We start from the raw sequence: 17,736 nt of genomic DNA on the forward strand, positions 1-17,736 counted from the left end.
GAAGCCGGGAGGGCCATGATGCTGCGGGAGGCGATCGGGCGGCGTGCGGCGCTGGCGCTCGGGGCGGGGATGGCCGCCATGCCCGCGCTTGGCCAGCCGCGCTTTCCCGGCCGCGCCATCCGCATCTTCGTGCCCTTCCCCCCGGGCGGCACCACGGATACGCAGATGCGCGCGCTGGCCGAAGGCGCCGCCCGAAGGCTCGGCCAGCCGGTGGTCATCGAGAACAAGCCCGGCGCCGGCGGCACGCTTGGCGCGACCACGCTCGCCCAGGGCACAAGGCCGGATGGCTACACCCTCTCGGTGATGCCCAATTCGGTGTTCCGTGTGCCAGTGATGATGGCGCGCCCGCCCTATGATCCGATGACCGACTTCACCTGGGTGATCCGCCTGGTCGGCTACACCTTTGGCATCGTGGTGCGCGCCGATGCGCCCTGGCAGACCCTGGCCGAGCTGCTGGCCGACGCCCGCGCCAACCCGGGGAAGATCAGCTACGGCACGCCCGGCGTCGCGACGCTCGACGTGACGATGGAACAGATCGCGCGGATGGCCGGCGGCATCCGCTGGCTGCATGTGCCGTTTCGCGGCGGCGCCGACAACATGCAGGCGCTGCTCGGCGGGCAGATCGACGTTGCGGCCGAGAGCAGTGTTTGGGCCGAGCTGGTCCGCGACGGACGGCTGCGCCTGCTGGCGAGCTGGGGCGAGCAGCGCCCGCCGCGCTTCCGCATGGCACCCACCCTGCGGGAGGCCGGCATCGACATCGTCAACGCCTCGCCCTACGGCCTTGCCGGCCCGCGCGGGATGGCGCCGGAGGTGGTCCGGACTCTGCACGACGCCTTCCGCGACTCCTTGCAGGACCCGGCACACCTGGCCGTGCTCGAGCGCTTCGACATGCCGCTGATGTATGCCGACGGCGCTGCCTATGCCCGCTACGCGCGGGAGTTCTACGAGGAGGACAGCGCCATGGTGCGGAGCATGGGCCTGCGGTTCTGAGCCGCCTCCCGCCGTCACAGAAGCGTCAAGAATACCGATAACTGCGATACTTGTGCGGGCAAAATTTCGCGAAACCGCCGTTTCACTCTTTACTTGGACGTTTCCCCTAACCTTATGGTTGCCATGCGCCGCGCGCCGCACACCGGGCTCTGGGCTGCACGCATCGCGCGGTTGGGGAAGCGGACAGCTATGCCGGACGGCCAGTTGCTCGATCCGCGCGCTCAGGGCCAGGCGCGCCGCCAGAGTGCCGCGTTGCCCGTGCTGGGCAGCGGCGCGGCGCTGCGCGTGGTGCTGATCACCAGCCGGGAGACCAGGCGCTGGGTGGTGCCCAAGGGCTGGATCGAGCCGCGCGAGCAGCCGCATCGCAGCGCTGTGCGCGAAGCCTTCGAGGAAGCCGGCCTTGCCGGCGAGGCCGACCCCGAGCCGATCGGCCTCTATGCCTATGCCAAGCGGATGCCGCGCGGCGTGGTGCTGCCGACGCAAGTGCTGGTCTTCCGCTTCCGCGTCGCCCGCCTGCTGCAGGACTGGCCGGAGCGGCGGGAGCGGGAGCGGCGGCTGTTCACGCCGGCCGCCGCCGCCACGCTGGTCGCCGAGCCCGGCCTTGCCGATTTGCTGCGGAGCCTTACCCCGGCAAGAAGCCATCCGGCGTGATGCCGCGCGGCTTCACCAGGTCGTAGGACCCGCGCGGCAGGTAGCGCCCGGTGCCGGGCTCGGCCTGTACCTTGCCGTCCCGCATCACCACCTCGCCGCGGCGGATGGTCATGGTCGGCCAGCCGGTGACCTCCATCCCCTCATAGGGCGTGTAGTCGATGGCGTGCTGCATCAGCGCGTTGGTCAGCGTCACCTTCCTCGTCGGATCCCACAGCACCAGGTCGGCATCGCTGCCCGGCTGGATCACGCCCTTCCTGGGGTAGAGCCCCATGATGCGCGCCGGGTTGGTGGCGGTGAGCTTCACGAACTCCTCCAGCCCGATGCGCCCCTTGGCCACGCCCTCGCTGAACACGATCGGCAGCCGCGCGGCGAGGCCGGGGATGCCGTTCGGGATCTTCTCGAAGCTGGCGTCGCGCCCGGCCACCGCCTTGCCCTTGTCGCCGCCGAAGCTGAAGCCGCAATGGTCGGAGGAGACGACGTCGAGCGTGCCGCGGTGGATCATCTCCCAGATCCGCAGGTGCTCATGCGTGTCGCGCGGGGAGGGGCTGCACATGTATTTCGCGCCCTCGAAACCCGGCCGGTCCATGTCCACGGCGGTCAGGCTGACATATTGCGGGCAGGTTTCTCCCCAGACCTTGAGGCCTCGTGCCTGGGCACGCGCGATCTCCTCCGCCGCCTCCTCACAGGAGACGTGGAAGACCTGGATCGGCTGGTCCACCAGCTCCGCCAATGCGATGGCGCGGTGCGTCGCTTCCCGCTCGACGACGCGGGGGCGTGACCAGGCGTGGTATTTCGGGCCGGTGAGCCCGGCCTCCAGCAGCGCATGGGTGCGCCACTGGATCGCCTCGTAGTTCTCGCAATGCACGGTGACCAGGCAGCCGTGCTTGCGCGCAGTGAGCAGCACCTTGAGGAACTCGCCATCCGTCAGGTGCAGCGGCTCGTATGTGAGGAAGACCTTCAGGCTGCGCACGCCCTCGGCGACGAGATGCGGCACTTCCTCGTTCAGCACGGCGTCGGTCGGGTCGCTGATGATCTGGTGGAAGGCGTGGTCCAGCATGCCGGTGGCGCCACGCCTGCGGTAATCCTCGTAGCGCTCGCGGACGCCGAAGCCCTTCCATTGCGGGATGAAGCAGACGACGCTGGTGGTGCCGCCGGCGAAGGCCGAGGTGGAGGCGGTGACGAAGCTCTCCTCGTTCACCGTCACCTGCGGCTCGCCGTCGGACATGGTGTAGCCGCCGCGCGAGGGTTCCTCGATGTGGCAATGGCTGTCCACGCCGCCGGGCAGCACGTAGCGGCCATCCGCCTCGATGGTCTGTGCGGCGTCGGTGATCTTCTCGGCGATGGCGGCGATGCGGCCATCCTTCACGCCGATGTCGCAGCGCGTGGCGCCGAAGGCGGTGGCGACCAGGCCGCCACGGATCGCGAGATCGTATTCGGGCATGCTCAATCTCCTGTCGTCGCGCCCGCCGGCGCGGTCATCTGTGGTCGGCCGCGTCCATGGCGTAGGCGCGACCGTAGCGCGCTTCCAGCCGCCGCTGCACCAGTTCCCAGCAGGTGGTCATCACCAGGTACCAGCAGGCTGCGGCGAGGAAGAGCTCCAGCACCAGGAACTTCTCCTGGATCAGGATCTGCGTGCGCCGCAGCAGCTCCTCCATGCTGATCACCGAGGCGACTGAGGTGGTCTTCAGCAGTCCGTTCACGCTGTTGCCGAGCGGCGGGATGATGATGCGCATCGCCTGCGGCCAGGTGACGGTGCGGAATACCTGCACCTTGGACAGGCCGAGCGCGGTGCCGGCTTCCTTCTGGCCCTTGCCCACCGCCATGATGCCGGCGCGCACGATCTCTGACAGGTAGGCCGCCTCGTTCAAGGAGAGGCCGAGCAGCGCGGCCTGCCAGACGCTGAAGCGCACGCCGAACAGCGGCAGTCCGGTGTAGATGATCAGCAGCTGCACCAGCAGCGGCGTGCCGCGGAACAGCCAGCAATAGGCCGCCGCCACCCCCGCGATGCCGCGGTTGCCCGACAGCCGCATCAGCGCCAGCAGGACGCCGAGCAACAGCCCGCACAGGAGCGAGGCGGCGGTCAGCCACAGCGTGGTGAGCGCGCCTTCCAGCAGATACGGGTTGAAGAGATAGTCGAAGAAACCCGACCAGGACCAGATTTGGATGGTTTGCTACTCCGCATGATCCCCTCCCCCGCAATTGCGGGGGAGGGAGCAGGCACGGGTGAAGGAGACGCGCGGTTACTGCGGCCCGACCACCGCGAAGCCGCCCTCGGCCAGGCCGACGCCGTATCTGTCGAACAGCGCCTTCAGGCTGCCATCCGCGTTCATCTCCTGCAGCACCTTGGAAACCTCGTTCGCCAGCGTCCGCGAGCGGAAGGCGAGGGCGGCCGGCGTCGGGTTCAGCCCGTGCAGCACGCGCGGGAAGTCGCCGCGCCGGTCGTATTCGGCCGCGACGGCATCGATCGAGGTCACCGCCTCCACCTGCCCGGCGCGCAGCGCCTGGAAGGCGACGGCGAAATTGTCGAAGGTGCGGATGTTCATCGGCTGCAGGCCGCGCTGCTGCAAGGCGGCGCTGATCGCCCGCGTCTGCCGCTCCTCGAAGCCGCCGAGCTCCACGCCGATGGTGATGCCGGACAGGTCGTCCACGCCGCGGATGTTCTTCGGGTTGCCGCGCGCGGCGGAGATCGCGACGGCGTTGTTCTCGTAGCGGATCATCTGCATCATCCGCGCGCGTTCTTCCGTGTAGAAAATGCCGGTGTTGATCATGTCCCACCGGCGCGCGGCGAGGCCGGGGATCATCGCGCTGAACTCGATGCGCACATATTCCGGCGTCAGGCAGAGCCGGCGCGCGATCTCGGTGCCGAGCTCGATGCGCATGCCCTGCAGCTGGCCCTGCGCATTGACGAACTGCAGCGGCGGCAGGGTCGGGTTGGTGGACATCACCAGCGTGCCGGGCTTGACGAGCTCGCTGTTCGGCACGCGCGGCGTGCAGGCTGGCGCCTGGGCCTGCGCGGCGGGCGCGAAGACGGGTGTGGTGAGGGCAGCCGCGATGGCGGCAAGCAGAAGACGACGCATGCTACGTTCTCCCTGTCTGGTTCCGGTCACGCGGCCTGCCGCGCGCCTTCGGCGAGCAGACCCATTCCTTGCAGCACGGCGGCAAGCTTCGGCATGTCGGCGCCGGGCAGCGGCAGCCGGGGCGGCCGCGGATCGCCCATGCTCATGCCCATCAGCCGGAAGCCGGCTTTGGTGCCGGAGACATAGCGCGGCCCACCCACCCAAGGCAGCAGCGGCATGAGCTTCCGGTACAGCGCCAGCGCCCGGTCCATGTCCTTGTCGAAGGCGGCGGCATGGAACATCTCGGTCGAGAGCTTCGGCGCCAGGTTGGAACACACCGCCACCCAGCCGATCGCGCCCAGCCAGGCGCTCTCATAGCCGAGCACGCCGGCGAAGACCTCCATCCGGTCGCCGCAGAGTTCGACGATGTCGCGCACGCGCGTCACCTCCAGCGTGCTTTCCTTGACGTAGCGGCAGTTCGGGATGCGGGAGATCTCCGCCAGCATCTCCGGCGTCATGTCCACATTCGCCGTCGCCGGGTTGTTGTAGACCATGATGGGCAGGCCGGTGGCATCGGCCACCTTCCCGTAGTGGTGCATCAACTCGGGCAAGGTCGGCACGGAATAGAAGGGCGGGATGATCATCACGCCGTCGGCGCCGAGCGATTCCGCTTCCTTCGATGTGCGCACCACCTCGCGCGTATCCTCCGCGCCGGTGCCGATCAGCACCGGCACGCGCCCGGCGGCGGTCTTCACCACCGTCTCCACGATCGCCGTGCGCTCATCCGGCGAGACGGAGAGGAACTCGCCGGTGGAACCCAGCGGGATCAGGCCGCGGATGCCTTCGCGGATCTGGAACTCCACCAGCCGCGCCAGCGCCTTCAGGTCCACTTGATCGCCGCCTTCGGTGAAGGGCGTGATCAGCACCGTGTAGCAGCCGCGGAAAGGCTCGCCGGCCATCGTCGAAGGCTCCCTGTCATGCGCATGCGCGCCGTGCGAACATCCGACTGCCAATCGGACATGACGACAACCCCCCCTCGATGCGTCTCACGCACAAGCACATCACGCCGGCTGCCGAAGCGGTGGGCATCACCTTCGACGGCCGCCCAATTCGCGCGCTGCCGGGCGAGACCGTGGCGGCCGCGCTCTCGGCCGCCGGCATACTCGCATACAGGCAGACGGCCTCCGGCGCGCCGCGCGGCCTCTGGTGCGGCATGGGGGCGTGCTTCGACTGCCTGGTGACGATCGACGGCCGTGCGAACCAGCGCGCCTGCCTCGCCAAGGTCGCGCCCGGCATGGTTGTGGCCTCAGCGCCGCCCGCCGCGCCCAGCTCCCTGGCCCCGGAACCCGCGGCACGCGCGGAGGAGATCACGTCCGACATCCTGGTGGTCGGCGCCGGCCCGGCCGGCCTCTCGGCCGCCATCGCGGCTGCCGAGGCCGGCTGCGCCGTGGTGGTGCTGGACGAGCGCGGCGCGCCGGGCGGGCAGTATCTCAAGCCGCTCGCCGCCAGCCACGCCCATGCGGCGCCGGACCGGCAGTTCCGCCAATCCGCCGCCCTGCGCGACCGTGCCCTGGCGGCCGGCGTGGTGTTCCATCGTGGCGCGACGGTCTGGGGCGCCTTCGGCCCGGAGGAACTCGCCGCGCTGGTCGAAGGCCGCAACCTCGTGTTCCGCCCCCGCCGCATGGTGCTCGCCGCCGGCGCGCATGAACGGCCGGTGCCGATCCCCGGCTGGACGCTGCCCGGCGTGATGACCACCGGCGCGCTGCAGACGCTGGCGCGCGCGAATCGCGTCTCGCCCGGGCGCCGGGTGGTGATCGCCGGCAACGGCCCGCTCAACCTGCAACTGGCCTGCGAGCTGGTGGAGGGCGGCGTCGAGGTCGCCGCCGTGCTGGAGGCCGCCCCGAAGCCCGGCTTCCGCGCCTGGCGCGAGGCCGTGACGCTTGCCGCCCGCGCGCCCGATCTCGCCTGGGACGGCGCGCGCTACCTCGCCGTGCTGAAGCGTGCGGGCGTGCCCGTGACCTGGGGCGCGATGCCGGTCGCCGTGGAGGGAGAAGGCCGGTTCGAAGCCCTGCGGGCGATGACGCCGCAAGGCGAGATCCGCATCGCCGCCGATGCCTGCGCCCTCCACCTCGGCTTCCAGCCCGAGACCGGACTCGCACGCGCGCTGGGCTGCGCGCATCGCTTCACCGATAGCGGCCTCGGGAGGCTCGAGACTGTCACCGACGCGGATGGCCGCACCAGCCTGCCCGCGGTCTTCGCGGTCGGGGATGGCGCGCAGATCGGCGGCGCGCGCATCGCCTTCGCGCGCGGACGCCTCGCCGGGCTGGCGGCGGCGCGAGACCTGCGCGCCGGCCTCGCCGAGGAACCCGCCACGCGCCGCGCGCTGGCCCGCGCCATCGCCTTCCAGGAGGCGCTTTGGACGCTCTTCGCCGTGCCGGGGTTCGACGTGACGCAGGTTGCCGACGCGACGGTGATCTGCCGCTGCGAGGAAGTGACGGCCGGCGCGCTTCGCGCTGCGCAGGGCGAGGGAGCCCTTTCGCTTGGCGCGCTGAAGAAGGCGACGCGGGCGGGCATGGGCCGCTGCCAGGGTCGCATGTGCAGCGCCACCGTCGCGCGTTTCGCGCGGGCGGAGGCGGAGCAGGATTGGGCCGCGCCGCGCGCCCCGGTGAAGCCGGTGCCGCTGCTGGCGCTGGCGATGGAGAAGCCGGAGTGGACGGAGGGGCCGAGCTTCGATCCGCCCGTCCTGCCGCCCCGCGCCACGACCGCCCGGCGCGACGACGCCGAGGCCGACCTCCTCGTCATCGGCGGCGGCGTGATGGGCCTCGCCATCGCCCGCGCCGCTGCGCGCGAGGGGCTTGGCGTGATCCTCGCCGAGCGCGGCGAGCCGGGGCAGGGCGCTTCCACCGCCAATGCCGGCAGCCTGCACATCCAGCTCCATGCCTATGACAGCGCCGGCGCCGCGGAGGGGCGGGACAGCGCTGCGGCGCAGATCCTCGCCCTCGGCCCGCGCTCCGTCGCGCTCTGGCGCGAGATTGCGCGCGAGAGCGGCGAGAAGCTGGCGATCCGCACCGATGGCGGGCTGATGCTCGCCGAGACGCCGGCGCAGCTCCGCGCGCTGGCCGACAAGGTGGCGATGGAGCGCGATTTCGGCGTGGACTCCACGCTGCTCGGCGCCAACGAACTGTATGCCCGTCATCCCTTCCTCGCCCCCGGCTTCGCCGGCGCCGCCTTCTGCGCCGAGGAGGGCCAGATGGACCCGCTGCGCGGACTCTCCGCGCTGCTGCGGCTGACGCACGGCGCGGGCGTTGCGATCCGCGGCGGCGTGCAGATCACCGCGCTGGCGCGCGAGGGCGTCGGCTTCCGCGCCGAGACGGCCGAGGGCGCGATGATCCGCGCCGGCCGCGTGGTGAATGCCGCGGGGCCCTGGGCGGGTGAAGTCGGGAAGATGCTCGGCGCGCCGATCCCGGTGCGCGCCACCGTGCAGCAGGTGATCGCCACGGAGGCCGCTGGTGCCGAATTGCTGCGGCCCTTGGTGCTCCATGGTTCGCGCCATCTCAGCCTCAAGCAGGGCGATGCCGGCCACCTGATCCTCGGCGGGGCCTGGCCGGGCGAGCTGGATGCGGAGGGCCGCCCGCGCAACCTCCGCGCCAGCATCGAGGGAAACCTGTGGGTGGCGCGCAGCGTGCTGCCGGCGATCGAGGGGCTGCACGTGATCCGCGCCTGGACCGGCATCAACGTGATGATTCCCGGCCCCATCCTCGGCGCCGATCCCCGCGTGCCCGGCCTGTTCCATGCCGTCACCTTCAACGGCTGGACGCTTGCGCCGGTGGTCGCCGAGCTGATCGCCAAGGCACTGCGCGGCGGCGGCGGCCCGCCCGCGGTGTTCTCGCCGGCCGCCTATGCGGCGCGCTCGTAGACCAGGTGCAGCGCGCCGCCGCCGCGCGTGACGCAGGAGACCAGGCGCAGCGCCGTCTCCTTCGTGCCCTCGGGAAACAGCGGGATGCCGCTGCCGAGCACCAGCGGCAGCACCGCCATCTCCAGCACGTCGAGCTTGCCGATGGCGAGCATCTGGCGCACCACGTCGCCGCCGCCCTCGACCCAGATACGCGCGTGGCCCTGGGCCTCCAGTTCCGCCGCGATCGCCGCGATGTCGCCGCTGCGCGCCTCGACCAGCGGCGGCGCATCGTCCAGCGGGCGCCGCGTCAGCACGAAGGTCGGCTTGCCGGCATAGGGCCAGTCGCCCATGCCCCGCACCGCGTCATAGGTGCCGCGACCCATCAGGATCGCGCCGACACTCGCATAGAAGGCTTCGTAGCCGAACTCCTCCGGCGGGCCGCCGCCGCCGAGCCAGTCCACCGAACCATCCGGCCGCGCGATCCGCCCATCCAGCGAAGTTGCGATGTAGCAGTGCCAGAGCGCCATCAGTGCAGCCGCGGCGCCTTCATGAAGCTCGCCCGGTCGGCGCTGACGACCGGCAGGCTGAGCCGCCGCCCGTCGCGCTCCGCCGCCACCATGACCTTCACCCCCGCCGCGCCGCGCGACCAAAGGGTGCGCCACAGCCCCGCCAGGTCCGTCGCCTCGGCCCCATCGATGCCGAGGATGCGGTCGCCCGCCCGCAGCCCGGCGCGCTCCGCCGGTCCCTTGGCGGCGACCGAGGCGACAACGATCCCCTCGTCCTGGTCCGCCGCATAGATGCCGAGCCAGGGCCGCGCCGGCTTGTTCACCCGGCCATAGCTCAGCAGGTCGCCCATGATCGGATGCAGCAGCGAGACTGGCACGCACATGTTGAGGTCCACCCGCCGGCCCCGCTTGTCGCGATGCTGCAGCACCAGGCTGCCGATGCCGACCAGCTTCCCCTCCGGCCCGATCAGCGCCGCCCCGCCCCAGGACGGGTGCGCCGGCGAGGTGAACAGCGCTTCCTCGAGCAGGTATTCCCAATAGCCGGCGAAGGGCTCCTTCGCGACCACCGAGCAGGCCAGCGCGCCGCCTTCCTCGTCCTGCGCGGCGGCCGCCAGCACGGTCTGCGCGCCGGTCTCCGGCGCCTCGGGCGGGCCGAGTTCCAGCGCCGGCGCCTCCAGCCGGCCGAGCGCCTGCACCAGGCCGAAGCCCGTCTCGAAATCATAGGCGAGCGCATGGCCCGGCACCACGCGGCCGGTCGTGGTGGTGATCCAGATGCTCTCCGCCTCGCTCACCAGGTAGCCGATGGTCAGGATCAGCCCGTCCGCACGGATGATCACCCCGCTGCCCTCGCGCTCGGTGCCGAGGGTGCGGGCGGAGAAGGCATCCGCCGGCACGCGCGACTTCAGCGCCACCACCGCGCCCAGCGCGGCGGCGAGGTCGAAGCTGTAATCGGCCGGGTCGGGCCGCAGCTCCTGCGGGATGCTCGGGTCGTCCTCGGCCATCTGTCGTCCTGTCATCGCAGGCACAGCCTACCCAAGGCGGGCGGTGGGGCGAAAGCCGGGGGCGCCCGGAAACCATGCGGCCGCCGCCGCCGCCAGCTCGCGATTTCGTGACCCTGGCGAGGATCAGCCTGCCAATTCCGCCAGCATCTCAAGCTGCCATTGCATCTCGGAAGGCGAGAGCGTCCAGCTCGCCTCCGCATTCTGCCGGATCACCTTCGCCGGCGCCACACCGAGCGCCGGCTGCACCTGCTCGGCCAGCTCCGCCGTCCAGCCCGCACGCCAGCACAGCGCCACGACGACCCGCGGGTTGCGCATCGCCAGCGCCGCCTCCATCCGCTCCGGCGGCAGGCCGGTGGCGGCGCCGAGCAGTTCGAGCAGCATCTCCCGGTCGCCGGTGCGCGCGGCCTCCCGGGCCGCTTCCATGCTGGGGACCGCATCGGCGAAGCGCTCCGCGATGCGCTCCCGCAGCGTCTCCGCCAGGCCCTCCGGCAGGTCGGGGCGGCTGGCCAGCACTTCCAAGAGATGCGCCGCCAGCATCGCGCCGAGTGCGCGCGCGACATGTCCCGGCAGGCTCGGCCGCCGCACCAGCGCCGCCTGCCAGCTGGGCTCTGCCGCGGCGCCCGCCACCAGCCGGTCGAGCGTCGCCTCGCGGATCGCGGCGGATCCGTTGGCCAGCAGCGCGGCGATCGCCGGCGGATCGGGCGAGCCCGCAACCGCATCGGCCACCGGCTCGCTCAGCAGCGGGCGGGCGGCGACCATGCGCCGCGTGAAGGGTGCCGGCGGCTCGGCGACCAGCGCGAGCAGGTCCTCCTCGGTCAGCAGCGGCGAGAGCTTCAGCACCGGCTCGGCGACAGGCATGGCGGTGTCGCGCGCCAGGCGCAGGATCAGCTCGCGCGGCGCATCCGGCAGTTCCGCCACCGCCTGGGCGAGGGCGGTGCGCACCTCGACGGCAGCGTCCTCAACCAGGCGTGTCAGCACGGCGCCCGTGATGCGCGTAAGCCGGTCCTGCACCGAGGCGGTCAGCCCCGGCGCCAACGTGCCGACGCGCCGTGCCAGCGCGGCACGCACGGCGGTGTCGCGGTCCTCGGTCAGCAGCAGCCCGGCCTGCGGCGGCGTCGCCGCATTGGCCGCGACCGCCTCGCGTACCGATGGCACCGGATCGCCGGCGAGCCAGGTCAGCAATTCGGGCGGAGTCTCTCCGCTGGCGGCTATCGCGGCGCGCGCGGAGACGCCGCCCAGCCGCGCGCGCAGCGCCGCCTGGCTGGTCGCCACCCGGTCCGCCACCGGCATGGCCTGGCCTTCAGGTGCCACGGCGCGCTTGGGCTGCGTGGCGAGACCCAGTGTCATGCAGACTTCCTCGCCCGCTTGCGTGCATACATCGCCGCATCGGCGCGGGCGATCAGCGCCTCGGTCTCCTCCTCCGGCTCGGCGGCGGCGAGGCCGATGCTGGCGGCGATCGCGGCCTCGCCGGCCTCGGGATGGCCGTCCAGCGGCCCGGGCGCGCCGATCGGCGCGGTGCGCTGCTGCGCCTCCGCCATCGCGACATCGGGCAGCCACAGCGCGAATTCGTCGCCGCCGAGGCGCGCCGCCACGCCCTGCTTCGCCGCGGCGGCCAGCAGCCGCGCCGCCATCGCCTGGATTGCCGCGTCGCCGGCGGCATGGCCCTGGCGATCGTTCAGCCGCTTCAGCCCGTCCATGTCGAGATAGGCCAGCACGCCCACCGGCTGCGTCGCCCGGCCGTCCGCCAGCGCTTCGGCAAAGCCGCGCCGGTTCAGCAGCCCGGTCAGCGGATCGGTGCGCGCCGCGCGGTCGAGCTCCGATTGCCGCGTCGCCTCCCCATGCAGCGCAGCCAGCGGCGCGCCGAGCGCCACCAGCACGCCGAGATCCTCGGCATCCGGTGGCGGGTCGCGCCAGGCGGCGAGCAGCAGGGCGGGCGTGGCCGGCACCAGCGCCAGCGTGCCCTCGTAGCGCGGCATGCCGTCCGGCGGGGTCGGGTCCGCCGGCAGCGGCCCGGGCTGGCCGGCCGTGGCGATCACGCGCCAGCCGCCCTCCGACGCCTCCAGCAGCATGGCTCCGGTGCACCCCAGCGCAGGGCCGATGCCGTCCAGCAGCCGCGCCAGCGCGCCGGCGGTGACGCCGCCGGCCGAGCGGCTGCGCTGCGCGGCGCCGAGCAGGCGCACCAGCGCAGTGGCGCGGCGCAGCGTGCGGGCGGTGGCCTCGGCGCGGCGTTCCTCCTCGGTCACGTCGCGGGCGCTGCCCCGCAGCCCGCCGGCGACAGGGAAGGCGGTGAACTCCAGGCAGGAATGGCTGCCATCCGCACGCAGCAGCCAGCTCCGCAGCCCGCGCGGCGGTGCCGCGGGATCGAAGGGGTCCGGCGTGTCCGTGAAGGCACGCAGCTCCGCCGCCGGCCGGCCGACCCAGGCGGCCGCGTCATGCCCGAGCGGCCGCTCGGGCGCCAGGAAGGTCAGCCGCCCGGAGGGATCGGTCTCGAACAGCACGTCGGCGGACAGCAGGGCCAGGTCGCGCCATCGCGTGCGGCTGTCCAGCAGCGCGGTGGCAAGCATCTCGTCCGGATCGGCGCTCATGCGTCGCAGGATCGCACCAGCCGGCTGAACCGATGGTTGACGTGCGTGGACGGTGAAGCCGCCGCCGCCGCGTTGACAGGCGCGCGGGGCTCTTCCAATGGTCGCTGAGCAACCTCACGCCAGGACCAGCCCGAGCCATGGACAAGACCGCCCTGCAGGCGCGCATCGAGGCGCTCTGGGCCCGCCGCGAGACGCTCAACGCCCAGACCACGGGCCCCGACCGCGCGGCGGTGGAGGAGGCGCTGGCGCTGCTCGATTCCGGCGGCGCGCGTGTCGCGGAGCCGGACGGCAAGGGCGGCTGGAAGGTCAACCAGTGGCTGAAGCAGGCGGTGCTGATGAGCTTCCGGCTCAGCGACAGCGCACCGATGGACACTGCCGCCGGTGCCTTCGACAAGGTGCCGCTGAAGTTCGAGGGCTGGGGCGAGAACCGCTTCAAGGCGGCCGGCTTCCGCGCTGTGCCGGGCGCGGTGGTGCGGCGCAGCGCCTACATCGCGCCGGGCGTGGTCCTGATGCCGAGCTTCGTGAACCTCGGCGCCTATGTCGATTCGGGCACCATGGTGGACACCTGGGCGACGGTCGGCTCCTGCGCGCAGATCGGGAAGAACTGCCACATCTCGGGCGGTGCGGGCATCGGCGGCGTGCTGGAGCCGCTGCAGGCCAACCCGGTGGTGATCGAGGATGACTGCTTCATCGGCGCACGCAGCGAAGTGGCCGAGGGCGTGATCGTGGAGCGCGGCAGCGTGCTCTCGATGGGCGTCTATCTCGGCATGTCCACCAAGATCGTGGATCGCGCGACCGGCGAGGTCCTGTACGGCCGCGTGCCGGCCTATTCCGTGGTGGTGCCTGGCGCGATGCCCGGCAAGCCGCTGCCCGACGGCACGCCGGGCCCGAGCCTCTATTGCGCGGTGATCGTGAAGCGGGTGGACGAGAAGACGCGGTCGAAGACCAGCATCAACGAATTGCTGCGGGATTGAGTCTTCGTGTGCCCTCAAGCGCTGGGCGCGGTCGAAGGCAGTGCCTTCGACCCGCGCGCTTGGCTTGCGCGCCTGCGCGCTGCCGTGCCGGTGCATGAGGGCGGTCTGCGCACGCGGCCGCTTCGCGGCCGGAACGGGCGAACCTGATGCTGGCTGATCCCCTCCCGCTCGCCCAGGCGCTGATCCGCTGCCGGTCCGTCACGCCCGCCGATGACGGCGCGCTGGCAGTGCTGGAGGCGGCCCTCGCTCCGCTCGGCTTCGCCTGCCATCGCCTGGAGTTCGGCACGACGCCGAATCTCTACGCCCGCCGCGGCACCGCTGGCCCGCACCTGATGTTCGCCGGCCACACCGATGTCGTCCCGCCCGGCAACGCGCCCTGGACCACCGATCCCTTCGGTGCCGAGGTGAAGGAAGGCGTCCTCCACGGCCGGGGTGCCACCGATATGAAGGGTGGCATCGCCGCCTGGGTGGTCGCCATCGCCGATGTGCTGGCGCGCCGCCCGGACCTGCCCGGCAGCCTCTCCCTGCTGATCACCGGCGACGAGGAAGGCCCGGCCCTCGACGGCACGGTGAAGGTGCTCGGCTGGCTGGCCGAACGCGGCGAGCTTCCGGATTGCTGCCTGGTCGGCGAACCCACCAGCAAGGCGACGCTCGGCGACACCATCAAGGTGGGCCGGCGCGGCAGCATGAACGCCGCCATCACCGTGCACGGCACGCAGGGCCACAGCGCCTATCCGCAGCGCGCCGACAACCCGGTGCACCGCCTGGTGCGGGTGCTGCACGCGCTGACCGCGGAACCGCTCGACGCCGGCACCGAGTTCTTCGAGCCCTCGACGCTGCAGGTGACCAGCTTCGATGTCGGCAACCCCGCCACCAACGTGATCCCCGCCGAGGCGCGCGCCCGGCTCAACATCCGCTTCAACGACCTGCACAGCTCCGCCGCGCTCACCGCGAGGCTGCGCGCCGTGCTGGACCGCGAGGCGCCGCGCCACGAACTCGCCGTGGAGTGTTCCGGCGAAAGCTTCCTCACCCGGCCCGGCCCCTTCGTGGAGGCGCTGGTCCGCGCCGTGCGCGCCACCACCGGGCAGGAGCCGAGGCTGGATACCGGCGGCGGCACCTCCGACGCCCGCTTCGTGGCGCGGTATTGCCCGGTTGCGGAGCTCGGCGCGGTCGGCGCGACCATGCACCAGGCGGATGAGCGCACGCCGGTGGCGGAACTCCGCGCCCTCGCGAAGCTCTACGCCGCGGTGATCGAGGAGGTGCTGCGCTGAGTCCGCCCCCGCCGCCGCCCTCGCCGCAGATGCGCCCGGTGATCACCGCCGGCCTGGCCGGCGCCTTCCTGCTGGGCCGCGGCCGGCCGGACGGGCTGGCGCTGATCGAGGATACGCCCGAAGGGGCGTGGCGCTCCTTCGCCGCGGCGCTGATCTGCCTGCCGGCCTTCCTGGCGCTGCGCATGTTCGCCTGGGCCGGGGTGGGCATGCCGGAAGGCGGCTTCCTCCGCGGCATGATGGCGGAGCTGATCGGCTACACCATCGCCTGGACCGCCTTCGCGCTGCTCTCGCTGCCGATCGCGACGGCCTGGGGCCGCGGCGCCGCCTGGCCGCACTTCATCGCCGCCTGGAACTGGACCAACGTGGTGCAGTACCTCGTGCTGATCGCGCTGATGCTCCCGGGCCTGCTCGGCCTGCCGGGCATGCTGTCCGGCATCCTCTCGCTCGCCGGCCTCGCCTATGCGGTGTGGCTGGAATGGTTCGTGGCGCGGCGCGCCCTCGGGGTGGACGGGCTGCGCGCGGGGGTGCTGGTGGGGGTGGACCTGATGCTCGGCCTGTTCCTGGGCGGGCTGATCCGGACGCTGGGGGAGGGGTGAGGGGCATGGCCGAGCGTCACGATGCGGCGGCGCTGCTGCGCTTCGCCACCGGATGCGCCCGCGCCGCCGGCCTGCCGGAGGAGAAGGCGCGTGACGTCGCCGAGGTGCTGCTCGAAGGCGACCTGATGGGCCACGACACCCACGGCCTGGCGCTGCTCACCCCCTATCTCGACAGCCTCGCCAGTGGCGACATGGCGGCAGCCGGCGAGCCCGAGCGCGTCTCCGCCACCCCGGTCGCCGAGACCTGGGACGGCCGCAAGCTGCCCGGCCCCTGGCTGGTGCGCCGTGCCATCGCCACGGCGGAAAAGGCGGCCGGGGTGTTCGGCCTGGGCGCGGTGAGCATCGCGCGCAGCCATCATATCGGCTGCCTCGCCGCCTATGGCCCGCCGGTGGCGGCGAATGGGCACATGCTGCTGCTGACGTGCTCGGATCCGGCGACCGCCTCGGTCGCGCCCTGGGGCGGCACGCGGCGGGTGATCACGCCCAACCCGGTCGCCGCCGCCTGGCCGACGCCGGACGGGCCGGTGATCCTGGACGTCTCGATGTCCATCACCACCAACGGCATGACGGCGCGCCGCCGGGCCGAGGGCACGCGCTTCCCCGGCCAATGGCTGCTGGACGCGCGGGGCAACCCGACCGACGATCCCAACGCCTTCTTCACCGACCCGGCCGGCACCCTGCTGCCGCTCGGTGGCGTGGAGGCCGGCCACAAGGGCTTCGCGCTCGGCCTGCTGGTCGAGGCGCTGACCAGCGGCCTCGCCGGCCATGGCCGGGCGGAGGCGCCGGGCGGCTGGGGCGCGAATGTCTTCGTCCTGGTGCTCGACCCCGCGAAGTTCGGCGGCGCCGAGCGTTTCCTGGCGGAGAGCGGCTGGATGGCCGGCGCGGTGCGCGGCAACCCGCCGCGGCCCGGCTTCGACGCCGCGCGCCTGCCCGGCGACGGTGCGATGGCACGCCGGGCCAAGGCCCTGGCCGAGGGCGTCACGCTGCATCCGGCGATTCCGCCGATGCTGGGGAAGCTGGCCGAGCGCTACGGGGTGCGGCTGCCGGCGGCGATCGGCGCAGGTTCGGCTTCATAGGGCATCTGGCGTTCGCCGCCGGGCGCGGTAAGGTTGTGCGCACAAAACGGCACATGTTGCTCATTCTGGGCGCAGAGCAGCCGGAAGCTGGAGACGTTCTTGATGCAGACCCGCCGCCAGACCCTGTCCCTTGCCCTCGGCGCCGTTGCCGCGCCGTCAGTCGTCCGCGCCCAGTCGGGCTCGGCCTGGCGGCCGACGCGGCCTGTCCGCCTGGTCGTTCCCTTTGCCCCCGGTGGCTCCAACGACATCGTCGGACGCATCGTTGCCGAAGCAGCGGGACAGGCGCTCGGACAGTCGATCGTGATCGAGAACCGGGCCGGGGCCGGCAGCATGATCGGCGCGGAGCATGTCGCGCGCGCGGCGCCGGATGGCTACACGCTGCTGATCAACAGTGCCCATTCGACGGTGCCCGCGATCGTTGCCCGCGTTCCCTACCGAACCGTCGAGGACTTCGCCGGCGTGGCGGTGGCCGGCTTCTCGCCCTATGTGCTCTGCGCCAATCCGCAGCTGCCGGTGGAATCGGCGCAGCAGCTGGTGGCGCTGCTGAAGGCCAACCCCGGCCGCTACAACATGGCGACGGCCGGCATCGGCAGCGGCGTGCATGTCGGCGCGGAACTCTTCCGCTCCATCACCAAGGTGGAGGTGGAGCTGGTGCATTACCGCGGCGGCGGACCGTCGGTGGCCGCGCTCGTCGCCAACGAATCGCAGTTCGGCACGCCGACCATGGCGTCCTCGCTCGGACAGGTCCGCGGCGGCGGCGTCCGCGCGCTCGCGGTGCTGGCCGAGCAGCGCACCCCGGCCCTGCCCAACGTGCCGAGCGCACCGGAGGCCGGCCTGCCCGGGCTGGTCGTGGAGGAGTTCTTCCCCATCCTCGCCCCGGCCGCCACGCCGGCCCCCGTGGTGGCGGCGCTGGGCGCCGCCTTCCGCGGCGCGATCCAGCAGAGTGCCGCGAGGCTGAGCGAACTGGCCGGCGTCGTGCCGCGGGCGGGCTTCGAGACCTCCGAGCAGGTGATGAAGGTGGTGCGCGACGGCGTCGAGCAGTACACCTCGATCCTGCGCGCCGCGGGCGTGCAGCCCACCTGAGGCAGCGCCGGGTCGCCAGCGGGGGGCCCGCGGGAGCCCCGGGCGGCCCCCG

General features: G+C 72.5%; 16 protein-coding genes. 8 read left to right on the plus strand and 8 right to left on the minus strand.

Annotated elements, in window-relative coordinates; translation table 11 throughout:
• Nucleotides 1-15: 15 nt before the first annotated feature.
• Nucleotides 16-990: a tripartite tricarboxylate transporter substrate binding protein gene (locus ACESM1_RS13490; RefSeq protein WP_372620831.1), complete on the plus strand. Its 975-nt coding sequence runs from the start codon at nt 16-18 to the stop codon at nt 988-990.
• 189 nt (nt 991-1,179) lie between these two features.
• Nucleotides 1,180-1,641, plus strand: a complete 462-nt coding sequence (locus ACESM1_RS13495) for an NUDIX hydrolase (RefSeq protein ID WP_372620833.1) — start codon at nt 1,180-1,182, stop codon at nt 1,639-1,641.
• Here ACESM1_RS13495 and hydA read toward each other — a convergent pair.
• From hydA to ACESM1_RS13515, 4 genes are all read right to left on the minus strand, one after another.
• Nucleotides 1,613-3,082: a dihydropyrimidinase gene (hydA, locus tag ACESM1_RS13500; RefSeq protein ID WP_372620835.1), complete on the minus strand. Its 1,470-nt coding sequence runs from the start codon at nt 3,080-3,082 to the stop codon at nt 1,613-1,615. The two genes, ACESM1_RS13495 and hydA, sit on opposite strands and share 29 nt — an antisense overlap.
• A gap of 34 nt (nt 3,083-3,116) precedes the next feature.
• Complete coding sequence (locus tag ACESM1_RS13505) at nt 3,117-3,806, minus strand: amino acid ABC transporter permease (protein ID WP_372620859.1); 690 nt, start codon at nt 3,804-3,806, stop codon at nt 3,117-3,119.
• A 75-nt stretch (nt 3,807-3,881) separates the two neighbouring features.
• Nucleotides 3,882-4,718, minus strand: coding sequence for an ABC transporter substrate-binding protein (locus tag ACESM1_RS13510; protein WP_372620836.1), 837 nt, complete (start codon nt 4,716-4,718; stop codon nt 3,882-3,884).
• A 26-nt stretch (nt 4,719-4,744) separates the two neighbouring features.
• Complete coding sequence (locus ACESM1_RS13515) at nt 4,745-5,656, minus strand: dihydrodipicolinate synthase family protein (RefSeq protein ID WP_372620838.1); 912 nt, start codon at nt 5,654-5,656, stop codon at nt 4,745-4,747.
• An 80-nt stretch (nt 5,657-5,736) separates the two neighbouring features.
• Here ACESM1_RS13515 and ACESM1_RS13520 point away from each other — a divergent pair, with 80 nt between their 5' ends.
• Nucleotides 5,737-8,613, plus strand: a complete 2,877-nt coding sequence (locus ACESM1_RS13520) for an FAD-dependent oxidoreductase (protein ID WP_372620839.1) — start codon at nt 5,737-5,739, stop codon at nt 8,611-8,613.
• Here ACESM1_RS13520 and ACESM1_RS13525 read toward each other — a convergent pair.
• The 4 genes from ACESM1_RS13525 to ACESM1_RS13540 form a co-directional block, all read right to left on the minus strand.
• Entirely contained in the window at nt 8,595-9,119 is a 525-nt protein-coding gene (locus ACESM1_RS13525; protein WP_372620840.1) for a dihydrofolate reductase family protein, read from the minus strand. The genes ACESM1_RS13520 and ACESM1_RS13525 overlap by 19 nt on opposite strands.
• Nucleotides 9,119-10,114 carry a S1C family serine protease gene (locus ACESM1_RS13530; RefSeq protein WP_372620842.1) on the minus strand — a complete coding sequence of 332 codons (996 nt, stop codon included), beginning with the start codon at nt 10,112-10,114 and terminating at the stop codon, nt 9,119-9,121. The genes ACESM1_RS13525 and ACESM1_RS13530 overlap by 1 nt, the downstream gene beginning before the upstream one ends.
• A 108-nt stretch (nt 10,115-10,222) precedes the next feature.
• A complete protein-coding gene (locus ACESM1_RS13535) occupies nt 10,223-11,446 on the minus strand; it encodes a DUF2336 domain-containing protein (protein ID WP_372620844.1) in 1,224 nt (407 codons plus the stop codon).
• The gene (locus ACESM1_RS13540) at nt 11,443-12,684 is read right to left on the minus strand and encodes a diguanylate cyclase domain-containing protein (protein ID WP_372620845.1); all 1,242 of its coding nucleotides are present in this window, start codon (nt 12,682-12,684) and stop codon (nt 11,443-11,445) included. The genes ACESM1_RS13535 and ACESM1_RS13540 overlap by 4 nt, the downstream gene beginning before the upstream one ends.
• A 137-nt stretch (nt 12,685-12,821) precedes the next feature.
• Here ACESM1_RS13540 and dapD point away from each other — a divergent pair, with 137 nt between their 5' ends.
• The 5 genes from dapD (at nt 12,822) to ACESM1_RS13565 (ending at nt 17,684) form a co-directional block, all read left to right on the plus strand.
• Nucleotides 12,822-13,658, plus strand: a complete 837-nt coding sequence (gene dapD, locus ACESM1_RS13545; RefSeq protein WP_372620847.1) for a 2,3,4,5-tetrahydropyridine-2,6-dicarboxylate N-succinyltransferase — start codon at nt 12,822-12,824, stop codon at nt 13,656-13,658.
• A gap of 146 nt (nt 13,659-13,804) precedes the next feature.
• Nucleotides 13,805-14,929, plus strand: coding sequence for a succinyl-diaminopimelate desuccinylase (dapE, locus tag ACESM1_RS13550; RefSeq protein WP_372620849.1), 1,125 nt, complete (start codon nt 13,805-13,807; stop codon nt 14,927-14,929).
• Nucleotides 14,930-14,967: 38 nt separating this feature from the next.
• Complete coding sequence (locus ACESM1_RS13555) at nt 14,968-15,525, plus strand: hypothetical protein (protein WP_372620850.1); 558 nt, start codon at nt 14,968-14,970, stop codon at nt 15,523-15,525.
• Between the two features lie 5 nt (nt 15,526-15,530).
• The gene (locus ACESM1_RS13560) at nt 15,531-16,601 is read left to right on the plus strand and encodes an Ldh family oxidoreductase (RefSeq protein WP_372620852.1); all 1,071 of its coding nucleotides are present in this window, start codon (nt 15,531-15,533) and stop codon (nt 16,599-16,601) included.
• A gap of 102 nt (nt 16,602-16,703) precedes the next feature.
• Nucleotides 16,704-17,684, plus strand: coding sequence for a Bug family tripartite tricarboxylate transporter substrate binding protein (locus ACESM1_RS13565; protein WP_372620854.1), 981 nt, complete (start codon nt 16,704-16,706; stop codon nt 17,682-17,684).
• Nucleotides 17,685-17,736: the final 52 nt, after the last annotated feature.

The sequence above is a fragment of the Falsiroseomonas sp. genome, from assembly GCF_041690465.1.
GTDB lineage: Bacteria > Pseudomonadota > Alphaproteobacteria > Acetobacterales > Acetobacteraceae > Falsiroseomonas.

What these genes read in the sequence shown, in the direction of transcription:
- ACESM1_RS13565 (WP_372620854.1), top strand. Translation starts at nt 16,704, where the DNA reads ATGCAGACCCGCCGCCAGACCCTGTCCCTTGCCCTCGGCGCCGTTGCC.
- ACESM1_RS13490 (WP_372620831.1), top strand. Translation starts at nt 16, where the DNA reads ATGATGCTGCGGGAGGCGATCGGGCGGCGTGCGGCGCTGGCGCTCGGG.
- ACESM1_RS13560 (WP_372620852.1), top strand. Translation starts at nt 15,531, where the DNA reads ATGGCCGAGCGTCACGATGCGGCGGCGCTGCTGCGCTTCGCCACCGGA.
- ACESM1_RS13520 (WP_372620839.1), top strand. Translation starts at nt 5,737, where the DNA reads ATGCGTCTCACGCACAAGCACATCACGCCGGCTGCCGAAGCGGTGGGC.
- ACESM1_RS13495 (WP_372620833.1), top strand. Translation starts at nt 1,180, where the DNA reads ATGCCGGACGGCCAGTTGCTCGATCCGCGCGCTCAGGGCCAGGCGCGC.
- hydA (WP_372620835.1), bottom strand. Translation starts at nt 3,082, where the DNA reads ATGCCCGAATACGATCTCGCGATCCGTGGCGGCCTGGTCGCCACCGCC.
- ACESM1_RS13525 (WP_372620840.1), bottom strand. Translation starts at nt 9,119, where the DNA reads ATGGCGCTCTGGCACTGCTACATCGCAACTTCGCTGGATGGGCGGATC.
- ACESM1_RS13530 (WP_372620842.1), bottom strand. Translation starts at nt 10,114, where the DNA reads ATGACAGGACGACAGATGGCCGAGGACGACCCGAGCATCCCGCAGGAG.
- ACESM1_RS13540 (WP_372620845.1), bottom strand. Translation starts at nt 12,684, where the DNA reads ATGAGCGCCGATCCGGACGAGATGCTTGCCACCGCGCTGCTGGACAGC.
- ACESM1_RS13515 (WP_372620838.1), bottom strand. Translation starts at nt 5,656, where the DNA reads ATGGCCGGCGAGCCTTTCCGCGGCTGCTACACGGTGCTGATCACGCCC.
- ACESM1_RS13510 (WP_372620836.1), bottom strand. Translation starts at nt 4,718, where the DNA reads ATGCGTCGTCTTCTGCTTGCCGCCATCGCGGCTGCCCTCACCACACCC.
- ACESM1_RS13535 (WP_372620844.1), bottom strand. Translation starts at nt 11,446, where the DNA reads ATGACACTGGGTCTCGCCACGCAGCCCAAGCGCGCCGTGGCACCTGAA.
- dapE (WP_372620849.1), top strand. Translation starts at nt 13,805, where the DNA reads ATGCTGGCTGATCCCCTCCCGCTCGCCCAGGCGCTGATCCGCTGCCGG.
- dapD (WP_372620847.1), top strand. Translation starts at nt 12,822, where the DNA reads ATGGACAAGACCGCCCTGCAGGCGCGCATCGAGGCGCTCTGGGCCCGC.